We start from the raw sequence: 17,648 nt of genomic DNA on the forward strand, positions 1-17,648 counted from the left end.
ACCGCATAAATGAAGCATGACATCTTGATTTTTGATCTGGACGGCACCATCAGTGACCCCAAAGAGGGGATCGTTAAATCATTCAATTACGCCCTCGCCCATGGCGGGCTGCCCGAATTGCCCGAGCAGAAGATAGCCAAATACATTGGACCACCACTGGACAAGACGTTTATCGCGTTAACGGGCAATCATGACCCACAATTCATCGCCGATCTGGTGGCCCGCTACCGTGAGCGATACGCAGACATAGGTTATTCTGAAAACAGGCTTTATGACGGTGTAAAAGACACCTTGCTTACCCTGCACAATCAGAAAATACACATGGGTATCTGCACGTCAAAGCCTGCTGTCTTTGCCAAACAGATTCTGACGCTGTTCGGCCTGGACGGCCTGTTCGAATTTATCAATGGTGGCGATGTCGGGATTGAAAAGTGGCAGCAACTGCAAGACTTGCGGCAGCGGTTCACGATCAGCCAGCATTCACTCATGATTGGCGACAGAGCGGTTGACCTGACAGCGGCCCGCAAGAATGGCCTGCAATCTGCCGGTGTGCTCTGGGGCTATGGTTCAAGCAAAGAGCTGGAAACTGAGCATCCCGCTTATATGTTTGAAACGCCAGCACAATGGCTGCAACTGATTCAATAACCGGTAATCGTATCACTAAATGCAAGGAATCATCTGCTATGACAGGGAATACAGAACGCTTTTCAGACCGGGTCGATGACTATCTGAAATATCGCCCCGGCTACCCGCTCGCCTTGATCGAGACGTTAGTGTCTCAAACCCATCTCGATAGTCAGTCACAGATTGCCGATATCGGCGCGGGTACCGGCATACTGACAAAATTGCTGCTCGATAAAGGGCTTCAGGTGAGCGCCATTGAACCCAATGACGCCATGCGGTTTGCTGCTGATCAGCAACTGGCAGAATACTCTGGCTATACCAGTTCGGCCGCACCTGCTGAACGCACAGGTTTAGCTGATGCGTCGGTTGATCTGATCACCGCCGCCCAGTCTTTTCATTGGTTTTGCAATGAGCAAACCCGTCGCGAGTTTCAGCGCATTGCCAGACCAGGCGCGCATCTCGCGTTAATCTGGAATCAGCGCAAGCTCTGCACACCGATTCAACAGCAGTATGATGACCTGTTGGCCCAGTACGGCACGGATTACACCAGCGTCAATCACATGAATCTGACCGACGGCGATCTCAGTCATTTCTTTGCCGATGGCCAAATGCAAAAACTGGCCTTTGAATACCGGCAATATTTCGACTTAGACGGTTTTATCGGCAGAGTACGTTCAGCGTCTTATTGCCCGCCGCAAGACAGCGCCGCTTACCATGCGCTCACTGATGCCCTGACGACTTTATTTCATACTCACCAGATCGACGGACAGTTGACCTTCGACTACGACACCTACCTCTATCTGGGTAAAATTCACAAACCATAAATCATCCACAGACAGCGGGTACTCTATCCGCTGTCTGCCCTGACCACTTTCTGACCGCTTTATCCGAGCCGCGCACCAACGGGGATATCCTGATCCGGCACAGCCAGCACGACAGAGCCATCTTCGCGATAGAATCCGGTCACCAGGCATTCCGACATAAAGGGGCCGATCTGTTTGGCCGGAAAGTTGACCACTGCCATCACCTTTTTACCGACCAGCGTTGTTGCGTCATATAAGTCGGTAATTTGCGCGCTGCTTTTACGCTGGCCTATGTCCTCACCAAAATCCAGCCAGAGCTTAAACGCCGGCCGCCTTGCTTCCGGAAATGCTTCGACGGCAATGATCTGTCCGATTCTGAGATCCACTTTTTCGAAATCCTGCCAGCAAATATCCATACTCTTTCCTGCCTCACTGATTAAAAGAGGTTAGAAATTAGCGCAGAATTATTCCGCCGTTTTTGCTGAAAAGCCGGTTTTGTATTGCCAGAAGCCGAACTCTCACCGCTGGCGTATCTGTCGGGGCGTTTCCCCCCAGTACACCGAAAAACGACGGCTGAATGCTGACACATCCGTAAAGCCTACCCGCTCGGCAATCAGGGAAACAGGTAAATCTGAATGCGCCAGCAGCGCTTTGGCTTTTGTCATACGCTGAGTGAGCAAGTACTGCCCCGTCGTCATCCCCATATGCTGCTTGAACAGCGTCTTGAACTGGCTGAGACTGAGGCAGGCCCGTACCGCCAGTTCACCAAGAGACGGTGTTCGACTGATGTCTTCATTAAGAAAACGTACGGCTTCACTTATCCGGCCATCACGACAAGCGGGAATGACCTGATTCTGCAATAAGTGATAAAACAGCGCTGACATTGACTCTATCAAACCGGGCTGTGCCGACTGTGTCAGTTGAAGTTCCAGAAACTGACAATAGGCGACCAGTTCAGGCGAAGTCGCAAATACAGGTCGGGGTAACTGCTGCATGCTCTCTGGCAAGTTGTCCAGATCAGCAACCAGAAAACGGCATTTTTCATCCGCTTTAAACTCATGCATCATCTCAGCCCGGATAACCACACACTGCCCAGGTCCGACCTTTCCAGAGTAACCAGGCAATGTCATGGTTATATTGCCATGCAGGGGCAGCACTAACTGATGATACGTATGTAAATGAGCACGCATTACCAGAGAATAACTTCGAATCGATAGTCTGACCGTCATGTAAGCGATATCTCTGTCTCAGGGCTGCCATACCATAGAGAAAATATTACCTCTGGTCTGGCAGGATTTTTTTGGATAACCAGTTAAACAACTATGCTTTACGTTAGGTTGAGCAATTTAAAGTGTGACAGGATGACAGAAGCCCTTGCCCCAGACAAACAGCGTGGAATCAGTATTGTGATCCCCTTATTTCCAGAGTTTTGCCTGCTGGATGTCAGTGGCCCGCTGACGCTGCTGAACGCGCTCGAAGAAGAGATTACAGTGACTCTGGTCTCTGAGAACGCCTCAGCCGTTATCAGTGAGCAGGGTGTCAGCCTGATGACCGAGGCCGACTTTAATGACGATCTGTTCTGCGATTTGTTACTGGTACCTGGTGGTAAAGGCGTCAAAGCCAGCCTGAACAACCCTCAGCTGCTTCAATGGATAAGCCGCCAGGGCCGCAAAGCCAGAATTTGCTGTGCCGTTTGTACCGGATCGGCACTGCTGGCTCAGGCCGGACTGCTGGATCACAAAGCCGCAACCACCAGCAAACACCAGTATCATTGGGTCAGTGAGCTCAACCATAACGTGCAATGGCAGCCTGTTGCCAGATGGGTTCAGGATGCAAACACCTTTACCGCATCCGGCACTGCCGCAGGGCTGGATATGTCGCTTGGTCTCATTGCCTTTTTAATGGGGGAGGAAGCAGCACGTAAGGTTGCCATTGACGCAGAATACCTGTGGCGCAACGATCCGGACGACGATCCTTTTGCACCACTTCATCTGGTCGAGTGAATCAGTTGTCTGATTCCCACATCACCACGACCTCATCCGCGATGGCAGATTCCAGCATCTCAATCAGCGGTCTGGCTCTTGTCATCATACTGATCTGTGGCTCTTGATCTTCCCAGGGATCCTCTTCCGCTTCTGTTTCAGCCTGCTGAACCGCTTCTTGTTTTTCTGCTTCTGCCAGTTTACTTTGCAGATTCGACAACGCTTGCGGCACGTCATCGACATCAATGATACCGGGAATATTTTCGCAGTATCCCATCATATGAATCAGTTGTTTTGCCACATCGCCAAACATGGTGATGTTGGCACTGGCTTGGGAGTGAAAGGTAATTAACATGCGTCATCCTCTTATTGTTCAACATTTGCTATGGCTTTGGCTTTATCCCGCCGGGCGAACACATAGCCGGCCATCACACCGGCCAGCGCGCCGGACAAATGACTTTCGTAGCTTATCCAGCTATGCGCGGGAATGATCCCCGTCAGCATCGGGCCGTAAAAAAACATCACAATCAAAGCAATCGCCATCGACTTGATACTACGTCTGAGCACGGCATAAACCAATAGATACGCCCAGAGTCCGTAGATAATACCGCTTAAGCCAATATGGTAATGCATGCGGCCAAATAACCACACGCCTGCCCCGCTGACCGCCCAACTGATCATAAAGACAGAGATCAATCTGGCCGTCCCTGAGCGTGACACCAGATAAGCCAGGGCTGAAAATGACACCATATTACTGAATAGGTGTGCCCACGAGCCATGAATAAACGGATAGGCTAACAGGCCTATCGCATGGTTAAGGTGTCTTGGCAGCAAGCCAAAATCCAGCAGGTAGCCATTCAGCAGTACATTGACAACCTGTACGACAAAACAAACCACAACGACTGCGCCAATAAAACAGATGGCGTCTTTGTCACTTTGATCCAACAGGCTCTCCTCCAGCGGGGTCTTTAGAAAGTATAAGCCTGCTGAACAGATAAGCCCATGGATTTGTTACCAAAATGACTGGCGTTGCCGATAGGGTTTATCCGCTTTGTTACGCTGCCTGTATCCGGCGATGTGAAAATTCTTCCCCAGAATCAATCTCAGCTGGCTGATGGTTTCTCTGGCCAGCAAATACCGTTCGCTGCGAGACCAGCTGCTGGTTGTGGTTGATTTGATGGCAGCAATCGCATCTGGCGACGCCTGACAAAACTGCTGAGCCAGCACTTGCGCGGCTTGGCGTGGGTTATCATGAATTTCCGTGACCAGGCCAAGTTGCTGCGCGCGAGAGCCGGATACGATTTCGCCGGTCATCGTGAGCTTCATCGCCACATCTTTTGCCACCAACTCGCGCAGTGACAGTAAGCCCGCCATATCTGGCACCAGGCCCCAGCGTATCTCCATGATAGACAGTTCAGATTCCGGTGTGGCAAAACGAAAATCGGCCCCCAGCACTATCTGCATGCCACCGCCATAACAACGCCCTTCTATCGCAGCAATCACTGGCACGGGAATACGGCGCCAGTTGCGCGATACCCGCTGGGCGAGATTGGCATTGCCCGGCATCCATTTTTTGAGCACTCCCAACACCTTGCTCGGTGAGGTCGCTACACTCTTAACATCCAGGCCACTGCTGAAGTTACCGCCCTCACCGGTTAAAATAATGGCACGAATATCTTTTCGCTTACGCAAAGACTGGCTGACGCTATCCAGTTCTTTGAATAACCTGATATCCAGCGCATTCAGTTTCTCAGGCCGATTTAAAGAGACGGTAACAATACCCTCTTCTTCTGTTACCAAAAGCCGTTGCCAGTTTGACATGCTACATCCTTGTTTGTTATCTGGTCAGTCCAGATAAGTGTACCTGACTGATTGATAAAATCAGCTAGCAGATGATGAAACTCTGCCCGGTGCCACACAGGAGCTACTTCTTTACAGCCTGATACCCCATGACATCAGCAAATCGCTGCCAGTCGGCAGAGTCCGGGCTGGTAAGCGGCTGATAAACATGTACAACCGCTGTTTCTCCTGCCGGGGTGCACGTTTCCCCCATCAGGGCAATGGAGGCACTAAAGAGTGGTACATCTGCTGCCTGGCACCACTCCCCTTCCATTCGACCCTTTTGACGACGACAAAACGCCTGAATGCGCGCTTGGTAGTCTTTAACTGAAAAATCACCGGACAGGCACCAAATACGCTCATACTCCACATAGCCGTCTAGCGGATGAAAAAGAAGGCCGTGTATCTCTGTCTTATCTGCTCGCTCTGCTTTGTCTGACTGGGCATCGCTCACTCTGGTCTGGTCGATGAAATGAACCGACAGGCTGACAATGTCTGTCTCGGCCCCCTGCGCCGCAGGGTTTTCCGCCAACAGACGACTACCAGCAGCAACGAAAATGATTAGCACAGCAAAACAACCACCTGCGACTTTCATTCTTGCTCCCGGATGAAAAATGTCACTCTCAGATGTATTGATTATAGAAGCCACCAAAACGCTATACTCAAAGCAACCGCGATCCCATCAGCTAGCGAGGGTAGATGGCATGAGAGCTTTACTACTGATATTTATTCCCAGTGTCCTGATTTTGCTGAGCGGGTGCAGCGCCAAGGTCTCCACTGACTACAATGCCAACGTCGACTTCAGCCAGTACAAAACCTTCCAGTTTGCTGAACCTGGAAAATCGTCGATTGTCAGTCTTGATAAAGCGCGGCTGGAAGACACTATCAAACGGGAATTAAGATATAAAGGTCTGCAACCGGTACTGGAAGCAGAGCCAAAGGCTGATATCACGGTTCACCCCTATATCCGGGAAATGACAGATTTTGACTCTTACGGCACCTCAGTCGGATTCGGAGTTGGTTACGGTTATAGCAGCATTGCCTATTCAGCCCCTGTCAGATTCCGTGAATACACCTATGGCAAGCTGATCGTTGAATTAATTGATAACAAAACCAATAAAGTTATCTGGCGTTCTATTTCCCGTCGCCAACTGACAGAAAGCATGACCCCGACAGCCAGAGACAACTTCATACAGGAACAGGTCAGTGAAATGTTCACACAGTACCCGCCCGGTCAGGGCGGCTGATATCACCTCAAGCGCCATACCTGAATACAAAAAAAAGCGAGAGCCCGGTCAGACTCTCGCTTTTTCAATCATCGCTGGCGCTGAGTGGCCGCGCCGATATCAGATCATGACTTCTGACGACGCTGTTCGACTTTATCTGCCAGCTCACGCAACACGTTTTCAGTGTCTTCCCAACCAATACAGGCATCCGTGATGCTCTGGCCGTAAGTAGCAACCTTGCCATCGACAATATCCTGACGACCTTCAACCAGATGACTTTCAATCATCACCCCGAAGATAGCTTTGTTACCGCTGGCAATCTGCTGACCCACATCTTCAGCAACCAGAACCTGGCGCTTATACTGCTTCAGGCTGTTGGCGTGGCTGAAGTCGATCATCACTTTCTGACGATGACCCGCATTTTCGAGTTGATCAACCACAGCATTCACATGCTCCGCGCTATAATTCGGCTCTTTACCGCCACGCAGAATGATATGGCAGTCTTCATTACCCGCCGTTGATACAATCGCGGAATGACCGAACTTGGTTACGGAAAGGAAATGGTGTGGCGCACTGGCGGAACCGATAGCATCAGTGGCAATTTTGATATTGCCGTCTGTACCGTTTTTAAATCCCACCGGACAAGACAAACCAGAGGCCAGTTCACGGTGAACCTGGGACTCAGTGGTACGCGCACCGATTGCGCCCCAACTGATGAGATCACCCATGTACTGTGGTGTGATCATGTCCAGGAATTCACCGGCTGTCGGCATGCCCATATCGGTCAAATCCAGCAGCAGTTTACGACCCATACGCAAGCCGTCATTTAACTGAAAGCTGTCATCCATATACGGGTCGTTAATCAAACCTTTCCAGCCAACTGTAGTACGTGGCTTTTCAAAGTAGACACGCATAACAATTTCCAGACGATCTTTCAGTTCGTCACGCAATGTTTTCAGGCGGGCTCCATACTCAATAGCCGCTTTCGTATCGTGAATGGAGCAAGGGCCAACCACTACCAGCAAGCGATCATCTTCATCATTTAAAATGTTATGAATGGCTTTACGCGCTTCATAGACAGTTTCAGATGCGTTTTCAGTGGCCGGAAACTTTTCCAGCACGGCTACCGGCGGCAATAATTCTTTAATTTCTTTAATTCTTACGTCGTCTGTTTTGTGCATACTGCTTACTTCCAATTACATATCGTGGCCTGATATGGTCAGTACCAGGCCGATCATCTACTCCAACAGGCATTTAACTTATCGCCTTCATCCTGTATGTGCAAACGCTAATTGAAAATGAATGACAAACGCTATTCTTATACTTTCAGCCTGATTTTCATGCCATTCGCCAACACAGACCTGTAAGACGATATTTACAGGCATTTTTCCTGTATCACCTTAAAATACTCTGCCTATTAATTATTAGGCAGCAGATTGAGTTACCAGAAAAAATTATACCTTTTGAAACAAATGCTTCCATTCAGGCCAAAGCGCAGCCAGATCGAGATGCTTTTCGATTTCATCAGCCAGCCGTTCAATGTTTTCCGCTTTGATTTGTTCCATGTCTGGCGTCTGGCAGTCCGATAAACCGGCCCAGCTCAGAATAGCGCTGCAGGCTGAGGGTTTATCAAACACGCCGTGTAAATAAGTACCGAACACCTGATCATCAACACCGATTGCACCATCAGCAAGATTCCCGCTGTCTGTGTGCAAATGAACCGGTGCTGAGTCCAGCGTCACACCCGATGTCACCCCGGCGTGAATTTCGTAACCACTGACCTCAACCGACGGCATGCCTGGCAGACGTAATGTGCCCTGAGAGCGTTTAAGCTGCTTTTCGGGCTCCAAAACCGTCGTAATTGGCAAGTAACCTAAACCCGGACTTTGACCCGGTTCCCCTTCCAGGCCATGCGGATCGGATACCCATTCGCCCAGCATCTGGTAACCGCCGCAAATACCCATGACCTTGCCGCCAAGGCGAAGGTGCCGGGCAATCTGCTTATCCCAGCCCTGTTCACGCAGGTAAGCTAAATCGCTGCGCACGCTTTTGCTACCGGGCAGAATAATCAGATCGGCAGCAGGCAATGGCTCCCCTTTACCTGTCAGGTGAACATTGACCTGAGGATGCATCCGCAATGCATCGAAATCGGTGTGATTACTGATTCGGGTTAATACAGGCACCGCAACCTGCAAGGGTTTGTCTACTTTTTCCACCTGTTGAACAGAAATCGCATCTTCCGCTTCGAGCATCAGGCCATGCAGATACGGCAATACACCCAGTACAGGTTTGCCTGTTTTCTGCTCCAGCCAGTCAAGCCCGGATTGCAATAAGGTGATATCGCCGCGAAATCGGTTAATGACAAAGCCTTTTACTCTGGCCTGCTCCGACTCAGACAATAAGGCAAGCGTGCCGTACAGATGCGCAAAAACACCGCCGCGATCTATGTCGGCCACAATGATAACCGGCACATCGGCAGGTTCGGCAAAGCCCATATTGGCGACATCGTTTTCGCGCAGATTGACTTCAGCCGGACTACCGGCCCCTTCAATCACCACAGTGTCGTAGCGCTGCTGCAGGCGGGCGAAAGATGCCAGAATTGAAGGCAACACAAATTGCTTGTAACCCTGAAAGCCAATGGCATCCATGTCCTCGACAGCCCTGCCCTGCACGATCACCTGGGCGGCAGTGTCCGTGTTCGGTTTGAGCAATACCGGGTTCATATCTACTGTTGGCTCAATACCGCAGGCGAAAGCCTGAACTGCCTGAGCGCGACCAATCTCACCGCCATCAGCGGTAACCGCACTGTTCAGTGCCATGTTTTGCGGTTTGAACGGCGCGACCTGAATGCCTTTTCTTGCCAGCACCCGACACAATCCGGCAACCAGCACACTTTTTCCTGCATCAGATGTAGTCCCCTGAACCATCAGGGCACGAACTGTTGATTGCATGTCTTCTCTCGTTGAATATCAGTGACACTGTAACGAACTATTTTGGCGTTGTGTCAGATTAAGTCAGAAAGGCAGCTTAATGAAAAAAGCAGCCAGTGATGATAACTGACTGCTTTTTACTCTTCCCTGTCGGTTCAGCTTGCTAACGGATCCACACTTTGAGCCGGGTTTTTTTTAGACCAGTACGCCGCCAGCATTGAACCTGAAATGTTATGCCAGATTGAAAACAGCGTACCGGGTATCGCCGCAACCGGGGAAAAGAATTTCATCGCCAGCGCCGTCGCCAGACCGGAATTTTGCAGGCCAACTTCAATGGCAATGGTACGGCAGACTGTCTCATTGAATCCCAACAGACGGCAGGAAAAATACCCAGCAGCCAGGCCAATACCATTATGAAGAATAACCGCCAGCGCGATCACCGGCCCGATTTGCGTCAGGCTTTCAGCATTGAGCGCCACGACAATCGCAATGATAATGACAATGGCAACCACAGACAGCAAAGGCAAAACAGGGGCAAGCCGACGCGTGAAGCCTGCAACAAAATGATTAATCAGCACCCCGCCCAGCACAGGTAGCAAGACCATTTTTACCAGACTGGAGAGCATCGCCATCATAGGGACTTCGACACTCAGCCCCGCCAGGGAGCCGGTCAGCAGCGGTGTCAGAAACACGCCGAGTAAGGTCGACATTGCCGTCATGGTAATGGATAACGCAACATCCCCTTTGGCGAGATAGCAAATCACATTAGATGCCGTACCACCGGCAACGCTGCCCACCAACACCATACCAACGGTTTGCTCAGGGTTAAACCCCAATGCCAGACTGAGCACTATGGCCACCAGAGGCATGACGGTAAACTGTAGCAGTACACCGACACTCACCGCTCGTTTGTTCTGTACTGCCGCCAGAAAATCCGTCATTTTCAGCGTCAGCCCCATTGTTAACATCACAAATGTCAGCAAAGGTACGATAGCGGCTTTCAACTCAACAAAAAAAGCCGGTTGCACATAGGCATAACCGGATAGCAGCACAGCCCACAGCGGAAAAAGTCTGATCACAATCCCTAGCATCTTATTCCCTCAATTATTCTAATGTCATTCCATGGTGTGCCGGAAAAATGGCAGCAAATGGCCTGTGACTTCTTCCGGTTGCTCCAGGGGTGTTAAATGGCCCGCCTCTGCAATCAGCTCAAGACGGCTTCCTGTCACACCATCCAGCATCAGGTGCGATTCCAGCACAGAACGAACTCTGTCTTGCACCCCCACTAGCAGCAGGCATGGGAGAGCAAAGTTTTCTGCATCTTCAAAACTGTCACGGCGACCAAACCACATACGCCCGGCCTGGGTCAGCGCACTGACCGCACCGCCCTGATATTGCGCTAAACGGGTACGAAACTGCGCAGCCAGTTCAGGCTGACGCCGTTCTGCATTCTGGCCGAACTGCAAAGGGGTAAAGAAATCGATAAATGCCTGGCTGAAACACTGAGCAGATTCAGCCTCACGTAACAGCGCCTGATATTTCAGGTTAACCACTTCAGGCTCTAATCCGGCAAAGCTGTCCAGCAGCGCCAGAGCTTTCACTTTAGCAGGGGCAAGCACACCCAGTTCAATCGCCCAGCTTCCACCCAGCGAATGACCAACAACACCCACTTGATCCAGGCCAAGGTGTTCCAGTAATTCATTGATCAAACTGGCATAATCAGCCAGTGTTGCGCTGGCGGACGGCGCGGCATCAGATTCGCCGTGCCCCCAGAAGTCCGGCACGATACAACGAAAATGCTGACTGAGCGCTGCTGTCTGATGTTGCCACATAGTGCTGTCCCACAGGTAAGCATGGCCCAGAAGGATCACCGGACCCTGCCCAATGTCCTGATAACTGATGCTCTTAAATCGATGCCTTTGCTGCGGGGAAATACGGTTCATTGTTTCTCCAAGTCTTCTTTTGTACTTATACCAACCTACATAAGTCTTTGATCATTCTTGCTGGTTAAAACTGATAACCACTGCGTTATGGATTTTGTCGTTAGAACCGCTCGCGAGCTGCACGCCATACCTTGTTCTGAGCGATTTTTCCTGCGCATTGATTGAACACTGACTTATCCAGATTGGTATTAATTCTGCTCTGCCATAGTCGCAGGTGTGAATTTCGCGACCACTTTATGCATGCCTTGCTGGAAACACAGCCAGGCCATCAATCCGGCGGCAAGATTACCAAACATCGCCCCGATAAACAGGCCTTTTATTCCGCCAAAGTGCGCGCCCAGCCAGATCAACGGAAGAAAACAGGCAAATAACCTTAAACAGGAAATCACCAATGCCCGCATCGGCATCCCCAGCGCATTACTCACCGAAACCATCAGCATACACACCCCAAGCGGGCCAAGGCTGACGGGCACCCAGCGAAGATGAACAGAAAGAAGCTGGCTGACGGATGGATCGCTGCTTAACACGGACGGCAGCCATACAGACAACATCAGCAAAATCGCAGCGATCGCAAACTGCCAGACCATGATAAATTTCACCGCCAGCCGGATTAATGCCGTGATTGATGCCATGTCTTTTTGTCCCAGACAACGGCCCACCATAGGCGGCATAGACATAGTGAGCGCCAGCACTACCACAATAGAGAAAAATTCCAGTCTGGATCCTAACGCCCAGGCAGCGACGGCAGCAGCACCGAAGCCGGCAACCAGTTTTGTTGCCAGCATGGAAGCCAGCGGCGGCATCAGCTGGCTGAGCATGGCGGGCGCCATAATGTTCAGGAGCTCTTTTATCGATGCCATGACATGCAGGCCCTGCCAGTTCAACGACATCCAATGCCGTTTGATAACAACAGGAAACATCACCAGCATGCCGATGGCAAATGCCACTATGGTTGCCATTGCAGCACCGACAAGCCCCAGATCCAGCGTGAAAATAAAGAGCGGATCCAACACCATGTTCAGCACGCTGGTTACCACCATCATGATACCGGGTAGCACTGTATTGCCATTGGCCCGGCACAAACTGTAGGCAAAATAGACCATGGCACCCAGCCAGGCACTGCACAGCCAGTACGGCCAATAAGCATCAATGAGTGGCCGGACGTTATCCGGCGCGCTCAGCAATGAAAGGATTGGTCCTCTCAATAACCAGATGGCAATCCCGACAACAACGACTATCAGAGCACCGGTCAGAACAACCAGTCCACCTAACTGCTTGGCACGCCGCTCGTCACCACTGCCGAGCACCCGTGAGATCACCGCCGTCGTGGCAATACCCAGTCCAACCTGAAGACCGATAATGATCATCTGTATCGGTAGCGTGAAGCCCTGGGCAGCAAGAGGCAACACACCCAATTGTCCGATAAAGGCACTGTCGACCAGTTGAAAGCTCATCAACGAAAGTACACCGAACATCATCGGCCAGGTCATAGAAAACAGCTGTCGCGACAGCGAACCTGCATGGGTGGAATCAGTGGCATTAGATCGGGGCATAATCAGCAATTCGTCAGAAAAAAGAAAAGTGTAAAGGGCTGGTACGTCAGTACGAAGACAGTGAGTGAAAGTAGTCGGAAAAATCCCCGCCTATGTGGCAGGGATCAAGCGATGATGAAACTCAGAAATTAGTTAGTTACTAATGTCACCAGATCGGCGGGACGATAATACACAGATTTCAGGACTTTCCCTTTGCGTATGACTTTGTCTTCCAACTCAACATCTTTGGCACATTTAGCAATGATGTAATCGCCTTTCTGGTTACCTGTAATCTCTACGCCCTGCTTGGCATAAAACGCCTGTGTTTCCGAAAATTCCTGCTCGTTACGGCACACCTTGCTCATATTGCTGGCATGCACTTCGTCCCAGCAGGGAACGAAATCGATATTGAGTCGTTTGGCAATTTGCAGTAACAGGTCAATCATATAACTGATACCCAAGTTGCCCTGAACCTTGCTGTCACCCAGGTGCACCAACCGTCCCATCAGCACATAAACAGTGTCGACAATGGCATCGGCCTGCTCAACCAGAGAATCAGCTTCCGCCAGTTCTGTCAGTTCTTCTACTGCCAGCGAGGTATGTAACTGGTCCATTTGCTCATTCAGCGTCGATGGATTCTCAATGTCCAGATCAAACGTAGTACGAAACTCTCTAATGTCACGATACAAGTGGTCAAACAATGCCTGATCCAGCACAGTCAGTTTCATACTAAATTCCTCATCAATCTATCGTCATCGTGCGAAGCGGAAAGTCGCTGCATCCCTCAGTTATTAAGGTGGCGGCATCAGCTACACGGTTAAAAGTCGGCGAATGGTAACACACTCATTCCGAGCTTTCATTTTTCTTCTCCGAACACAAAAGCAAGATTTCACCTTCATTTGACTGACATTTAGGCAATATTCAACTTATGCATTACACCCTGCCGCATATGCAATAGTGATTTGTGACGTAAATCACTGAATTGATTAACTTGTCGAATACAATACGCCCACGATTTCATAGAAAAAAAGCACGATTATGTGTCCACATTGCAAAAGCAAGAGTGTTCCTCTGCGTATTCGCCGAACGATGTTAGATAAAATCATTAACAAAAATAGTCATAAGTTCCAGTGCAGCCGTTGCAGCAAACACTATTTCATCAAACTCGGCAGCTATGTGGGGGCAGCGACAACGAATCGCTGAACAATACCTGGACGTTTACCGTCATTGAACTGTTATAATCCTGAGGCATATCAGATACAGTCGTTACCTGTCTCATTTTTCTTGATGGTACTGATCACACATGATTTCCGGACATCGCGGAGCCGCTGCACTGGCTCCTGAAAACACCCTGGCAGGCTTGCAGGAAGCCGCTAAACATCAGATTCAGTGGGTTGAAATGGATACCCAACTCTGTGCGGATTTTATCCCGGTAATATTTCACGACAAAAAAGTGAACCGCTGCACCAACGGACGGGGTTATGTACGTGAACTGAATCTGGCTGAATTGAAAGCACTTGACGCCGGTAGCTGGTTTAGCACCAACTTTACCAATGAACGCATTCTGACGCTGGAAGAAGCACTCACTGCCTGCCGTGCATACCAACTTAAGCTCAATCTGGAAATCAAGATTCATGATGAAGCAGACACCGAGCAACTGATCAGTAAGGTTGCAGACACCATTGCGGCCAATGGTTTCCCTGCGGAATCGCTGATATTGTCGAGCTTTTCCGTTAACGCTGTCGCCTGTTGCCAGCAGGTGATGCCTCATATCCGCCGAGGGTTGATCTGCGACAGCGTGCCGGAAGATCTGATGGGATTGTCAGAGAAACTTGAACTGTTCAGTGTCCATATGGACTATCGGTTACTGAACGAAACACTGGCGAGCACGATCAAACAGGCCGGGTTGGATCTTCATATCTGGACCATGAATAAACCGGAACTGGTTGCACAATTTTACCAGTGGGGCGTCGATATCATTATTACTGACAACCCGCCACTTCTGCTCTCTCCTCTTTCCTGAAATAAGCCGGGCTTATTTCAGGCCGGATATCCGCCTTTATTGCGTAATTTTTCAGCTAAAGCTCAAATCATCTGCCACAGGCTATGATTATTGCTCTATAATCCGTGGTTTTGGTCAGTCATACCAAACGGAATCCTCAGCTTAGCGTTTCGTTCGGTATACCGTCTGTAGGAATGTAACATGTCATTTGCTTCACAAAATTTTGCTCCGGAAATTGTTCGCGCTTTGGATGAATGTGGTTATGAAAAAATGACGCCCATTCAGCAAAAAGCGATACCTGCTGCTCGTCGTGGTGAGGACATTGTGGCAAATGCCCAGACTGGTACGGGCAAAACAGCCGCTTTTTCGCTGCCGATCATTCAGAAAATTGCCGACACCCCCAAGCCGAGAAAAAGTTATACGACGCGCGCGCTGATCCTGGCGCCGACACGTGAACTGGCAGAGCAGATTGCACGTAATATTTCAGATTACAGCCAGTATCTGGAATTACGTGTTGCTGCTGTTTTCGGCGGAAAGAAAATGTCGAGTCAGGAAAAGCAGCTTGAAAGTGGCGTCGACATTCTGGTTGCAACACCAGGCCGCTTAATTGAGCACCTGGATTTAGGTAATCTGTCGTTAACGAACCTGGAATTTCTGGTGTTTGACGAAGCTGACCGTATGTTAGACATGGGCTTCATTAGCGATATCCGCACTATTATGAGTGGCATTCAGGGCCATCCGCAAACCATGCTGTTCTCTGCCACATTCTCCAGCCTGATGAACAAACTGGCTGGCGACATCACAAATAAGCCAAAGCGTATTTCTGTCACACCTGAAAACTCCACGGCAGAAACCGTGGCGCATGTGGTTTACCCTGTTGATGAAGATCGCAAACGCGAGCTGCTTTCTGAGCTGATTGGTAAAAAGAACTGGCAGCAGGTACTGGTGTTTGTGAATTACAAAGAAACCGCCAATGACCTGGTGACAGAGCTGAAACTCGACGGTATCAAAGCCGTTCTTTGTCATGGTGATAAAGCACAAAGTGCGCGTCGCCGTGCGCTGGAAGAGTTTACGACAGGGAAAGCCCGGGTGATGGTTGCGACGGAAGTTGCTGCACGCGGACTGGATATTCAAGGCTTACCGCATGTTGTGAACTATGACATGCCATTTCTTGCCGAAGATTATGTACACCGCATTGGCCGTACCGGTCGTGCCGGTCAGCAAGGCCATGCCATTTCCTTTGTCAGCCGCGAAGAAGAACTGACCTTGCTGCAAGTTGAAAAACTCATCAAGCAACGCATTCGCCGGGTCATTCTTGAAGGTTATGAGCCTGCTAAACGTGACGCACTGATTGAGAAACTGAACACCAAAGCCTCATACCGTGATCGCAAAGGCCGTACCAATAATCCGGATCAATCTGCTGCAGAGCGCCGGATGCGATTACAAAAAGCGATCCGTAGCCGCAGTGCTGCACCAAAAACATTGAAAAAATAATTATTATAGGACACAACACCCTCCAGCCTCAGCAGCTGGAGGGTGTTTTAAAGCCATCAGGATTGCATTTTACTGAGATACATTCTTGAGTCCGCTTTCGCCAGAATCTCGTCCAGGTTCATCACTTTACCTGCCGGCAAGCTGTAGACGCCGGCACTGAAAGATAACTGATACGGGCGGTTTTGCCGGGTATTGAACACATCGACCGTCTTTTGAAAACGCTCTATAGTCTGCCGCGTTTCCTCTTCCGTTATCCCTGAATACAGTACGACAAACTCATCCCCGCCAACTCTGGCAAATAAATCGGAATAGCGAAAACTCTGGCTGATCAGCAAGGCAAAATCTTTCAGCGCATTATCACCGGCCTGGTGGCCAAATTGATCATTAATGTCTTTGAATTTATTGAGATCGAAAAATGCCAGTGAAAACGGCGTGCCATGAAGATGGCTGTTTTCCAGGCTCTTGGTCGCCAGTTTGATGAAACCGCGGCGGTTGGATATCTGAGTCAATTCATCAATGGTTGCATCATGCAGGGCAGACAACTCCTGCTCGGCCATCTTGGCCAGATCAACCAGATCCCTGATTTCATCTTTGCTCATCGAGTGGGGCTGATGGTCGAAGATACACAAGGTGCCCAGCTTGTATTTATTGTCGTAAACCAAAGAGACACCCGCATAAAAGCGGATATGGGGAGGGCCGGAAACCAAAGGGTTATCATGAAACCGTTTGTCCTGAGATGCATCAGAAACAATAAAAGGGCCATCAGCCAGGATTGCGTGTCCGCAAAATGACACTTCCCGGCTGGTTTCTATCAGTTCAGCACCGCAGCAGGATTTAAACCACTGTCTGTCATCACCAACCAGCGTCACTGTTGCAACCGGCACATTGAAAAGCCGCCTGGCAAGACGCGTTATCCGGTCGAACCTTTCTTCCCGATCCGTATCCAGCAAAGACAAGGAACGCAAGCATTGCAAACGCTCAACTTCGTTTCTGGGGTTCTCTGGTGCTAGCATAGTGACCGATCCTACGATTCAACAACTTCTCATTCAGCTAAGGCAAAATATATCATCTTGTCTTAGCTGAATGCCATTGGCTACTCGTTGCAACACAGGTAATCAGGAGGGGTAAACATTTTTTGGCTGTTCATCAACAATGCCTGTCTCTGCGGCCAGAACAAGCCTTCGAGGCAAATTCCCTGAACCGTTTTCAGGCAAGAAAACGCTCGCTGTCAAAGAGTTAAAGGCTGCTCAGCAACAGACCGACAGCGTTATAC

At 49.9% G+C, this 17,648-nt stretch carries 19 protein-coding genes; 6 read left to right on the forward strand and 13 right to left on the reverse strand.

Going from position 1 to position 17,648, the window contains the following annotated elements; all coding sequences use genetic code 11:
- Positions 1–9: 9 nt before the first annotated feature.
- Together IFO68_RS01930 and IFO68_RS01935 are read left to right on the forward strand one after the other, a co-directional pair.
- The gene (locus tag IFO68_RS01930; RefSeq protein ID WP_192014157.1) at positions 10–645 is read left to right on the forward strand and encodes an HAD family hydrolase; all 636 of its coding nucleotides are present in this window, start codon (positions 10–12) and stop codon (positions 643–645) included.
- Between the two features lie 38 nt (positions 646–683).
- Positions 684–1,448 (forward strand): class I SAM-dependent methyltransferase, encoded by a 765-nt coding sequence (locus tag IFO68_RS01935; RefSeq protein ID WP_192014159.1) that lies wholly within the window; start codon positions 684–686, stop codon positions 1,446–1,448.
- Positions 1,449–1,507: 59 nt separating this feature from the next.
- On the opposite strand, the gene IFO68_RS01940 is transcribed toward IFO68_RS01935, so the two are convergent.
- Together IFO68_RS01940 and IFO68_RS01945 are read right to left on the reverse strand one after the other, a co-directional pair.
- The gene (locus IFO68_RS01940) at positions 1,508–1,843 is read right to left on the reverse strand and encodes a tRNA-binding protein (RefSeq protein WP_192014160.1); all 336 of its coding nucleotides are present in this window, start codon (positions 1,841–1,843) and stop codon (positions 1,508–1,510) included.
- Positions 1,844–1,945: 102 nt separating this feature from the next.
- Positions 1,946–2,656 (reverse strand): AraC family transcriptional regulator, encoded by a 711-nt coding sequence (locus tag IFO68_RS01945; protein WP_192014161.1) that lies wholly within the window; start codon positions 2,654–2,656, stop codon positions 1,946–1,948.
- Positions 2,657–2,788: 132 nt separating this feature from the next.
- Between IFO68_RS01945 and IFO68_RS01950 the strand changes: the two genes are divergently transcribed.
- A complete protein-coding gene (locus IFO68_RS01950) occupies positions 2,789–3,430 on the forward strand; it encodes a DJ-1/PfpI family protein (RefSeq protein WP_192014162.1) in 642 nt (213 codons plus the stop codon).
- Between the two features lies 1 nt (position 3,431).
- Here IFO68_RS01950 and IFO68_RS01955 read toward each other — a convergent pair whose 3' ends face one another.
- From IFO68_RS01955 to IFO68_RS01970, 4 genes are all read right to left on the reverse strand, one after another.
- Entirely contained in the window at positions 3,432–3,764 is a 333-nt protein-coding gene (locus IFO68_RS01955) for a DUF1840 domain-containing protein (RefSeq protein WP_192014163.1), read from the reverse strand.
- Between the two features lie 11 nt (positions 3,765–3,775).
- On the reverse strand, positions 3,776–4,354 hold the full coding sequence (locus IFO68_RS01960; RefSeq protein ID WP_225445001.1) for a rhomboid family intramembrane serine protease: 579 nt from the start codon (positions 4,352–4,354) through the stop codon (positions 3,776–3,778).
- Between the two features lie 66 nt (positions 4,355–4,420).
- Positions 4,421–5,230 carry a crotonase/enoyl-CoA hydratase family protein gene (locus tag IFO68_RS01965; RefSeq protein ID WP_192014164.1) on the reverse strand — a complete coding sequence of 270 codons (810 nt, stop codon included), beginning with the start codon at positions 5,228–5,230 and terminating at the stop codon, positions 4,421–4,423.
- A gap of 103 nt (positions 5,231–5,333) precedes the next feature.
- Complete coding sequence (locus tag IFO68_RS01970; protein WP_192014165.1) at positions 5,334–5,843, reverse strand: hypothetical protein; 510 nt, start codon at positions 5,841–5,843, stop codon at positions 5,334–5,336.
- Positions 5,844–5,952: 109 nt separating this feature from the next.
- Here IFO68_RS01970 and IFO68_RS01975 point away from each other — a divergent pair, with 109 nt between their 5' ends.
- On the forward strand, positions 5,953–6,495 hold the full coding sequence (locus tag IFO68_RS01975; RefSeq protein ID WP_192014166.1) for a DUF4136 domain-containing protein: 543 nt from the start codon (positions 5,953–5,955) through the stop codon (positions 6,493–6,495).
- 104 nt (positions 6,496–6,599) lie between these two features.
- On the opposite strand, the gene aroG is transcribed toward IFO68_RS01975, so the two are convergent.
- From aroG to IFO68_RS02005, 6 genes are all read right to left on the reverse strand, one after another.
- The gene (aroG, locus tag IFO68_RS01980) at positions 6,600–7,655 is read right to left on the reverse strand and encodes a 3-deoxy-7-phosphoheptulonate synthase AroG (protein WP_192014168.1); all 1,056 of its coding nucleotides are present in this window, start codon (positions 7,653–7,655) and stop codon (positions 6,600–6,602) included.
- Positions 7,656–7,928: 273 nt separating this feature from the next.
- Positions 7,929–9,425: a cobyric acid synthase gene (locus IFO68_RS01985; protein ID WP_192014170.1), complete on the reverse strand. Its 1,497-nt coding sequence runs from the start codon at positions 9,423–9,425 to the stop codon at positions 7,929–7,931.
- Between the two features lie 134 nt (positions 9,426–9,559).
- The gene (locus tag IFO68_RS01990; RefSeq protein WP_192014172.1) at positions 9,560–10,495 is read right to left on the reverse strand and encodes a bile acid:sodium symporter family protein; all 936 of its coding nucleotides are present in this window, start codon (positions 10,493–10,495) and stop codon (positions 9,560–9,562) included.
- 24 nt (positions 10,496–10,519) lie between these two features.
- On the reverse strand, positions 10,520–11,347 hold the full coding sequence (locus tag IFO68_RS01995) for an alpha/beta fold hydrolase (protein WP_192014174.1): 828 nt from the start codon (positions 11,345–11,347) through the stop codon (positions 10,520–10,522).
- A gap of 188 nt (positions 11,348–11,535) precedes the next feature.
- Positions 11,536–12,900 carry an MATE family efflux transporter gene (locus IFO68_RS02000; RefSeq protein WP_225445002.1) on the reverse strand — a complete coding sequence of 455 codons (1,365 nt, stop codon included), beginning with the start codon at positions 12,898–12,900 and terminating at the stop codon, positions 11,536–11,538.
- Positions 12,901–13,028: 128 nt separating this feature from the next.
- Complete coding sequence (locus tag IFO68_RS02005; protein WP_192014176.1) at positions 13,029–13,607, reverse strand: nucleoside triphosphate pyrophosphohydrolase family protein; 579 nt, start codon at positions 13,605–13,607, stop codon at positions 13,029–13,031.
- Between the two features lie 575 nt (positions 13,608–14,182).
- Here IFO68_RS02005 and IFO68_RS02015 point away from each other — a divergent pair.
- Positions 14,183–14,902 carry a glycerophosphodiester phosphodiesterase family protein gene (locus tag IFO68_RS02015; protein ID WP_192014180.1) on the forward strand — a complete coding sequence of 240 codons (720 nt, stop codon included), beginning with the start codon at positions 14,183–14,185 and terminating at the stop codon, positions 14,900–14,902.
- Between the two features lie 180 nt (positions 14,903–15,082).
- Complete coding sequence (locus IFO68_RS02020) at positions 15,083–16,375, forward strand: DEAD/DEAH box helicase (protein WP_192014181.1); 1,293 nt, start codon at positions 15,083–15,085, stop codon at positions 16,373–16,375.
- Between the two features lie 56 nt (positions 16,376–16,431).
- Here the strand turns inward: IFO68_RS02020 and IFO68_RS02025 are convergent, their stop codons facing one another.
- Positions 16,432–17,388 (reverse strand): sensor domain-containing diguanylate cyclase, encoded by a 957-nt coding sequence (locus IFO68_RS02025; protein ID WP_192014182.1) that lies wholly within the window; start codon positions 17,386–17,388, stop codon positions 16,432–16,434.
- Between the last annotated feature and the right edge of the window lie 260 nt (positions 17,389–17,648).

Origin of the sequence: Photobacterium arenosum (assembly GCF_014841115.1) — a bacterium.
Classification (GTDB): Bacteria; Pseudomonadota; Gammaproteobacteria; order Enterobacterales; family Vibrionaceae; genus Photobacterium; species Photobacterium arenosum.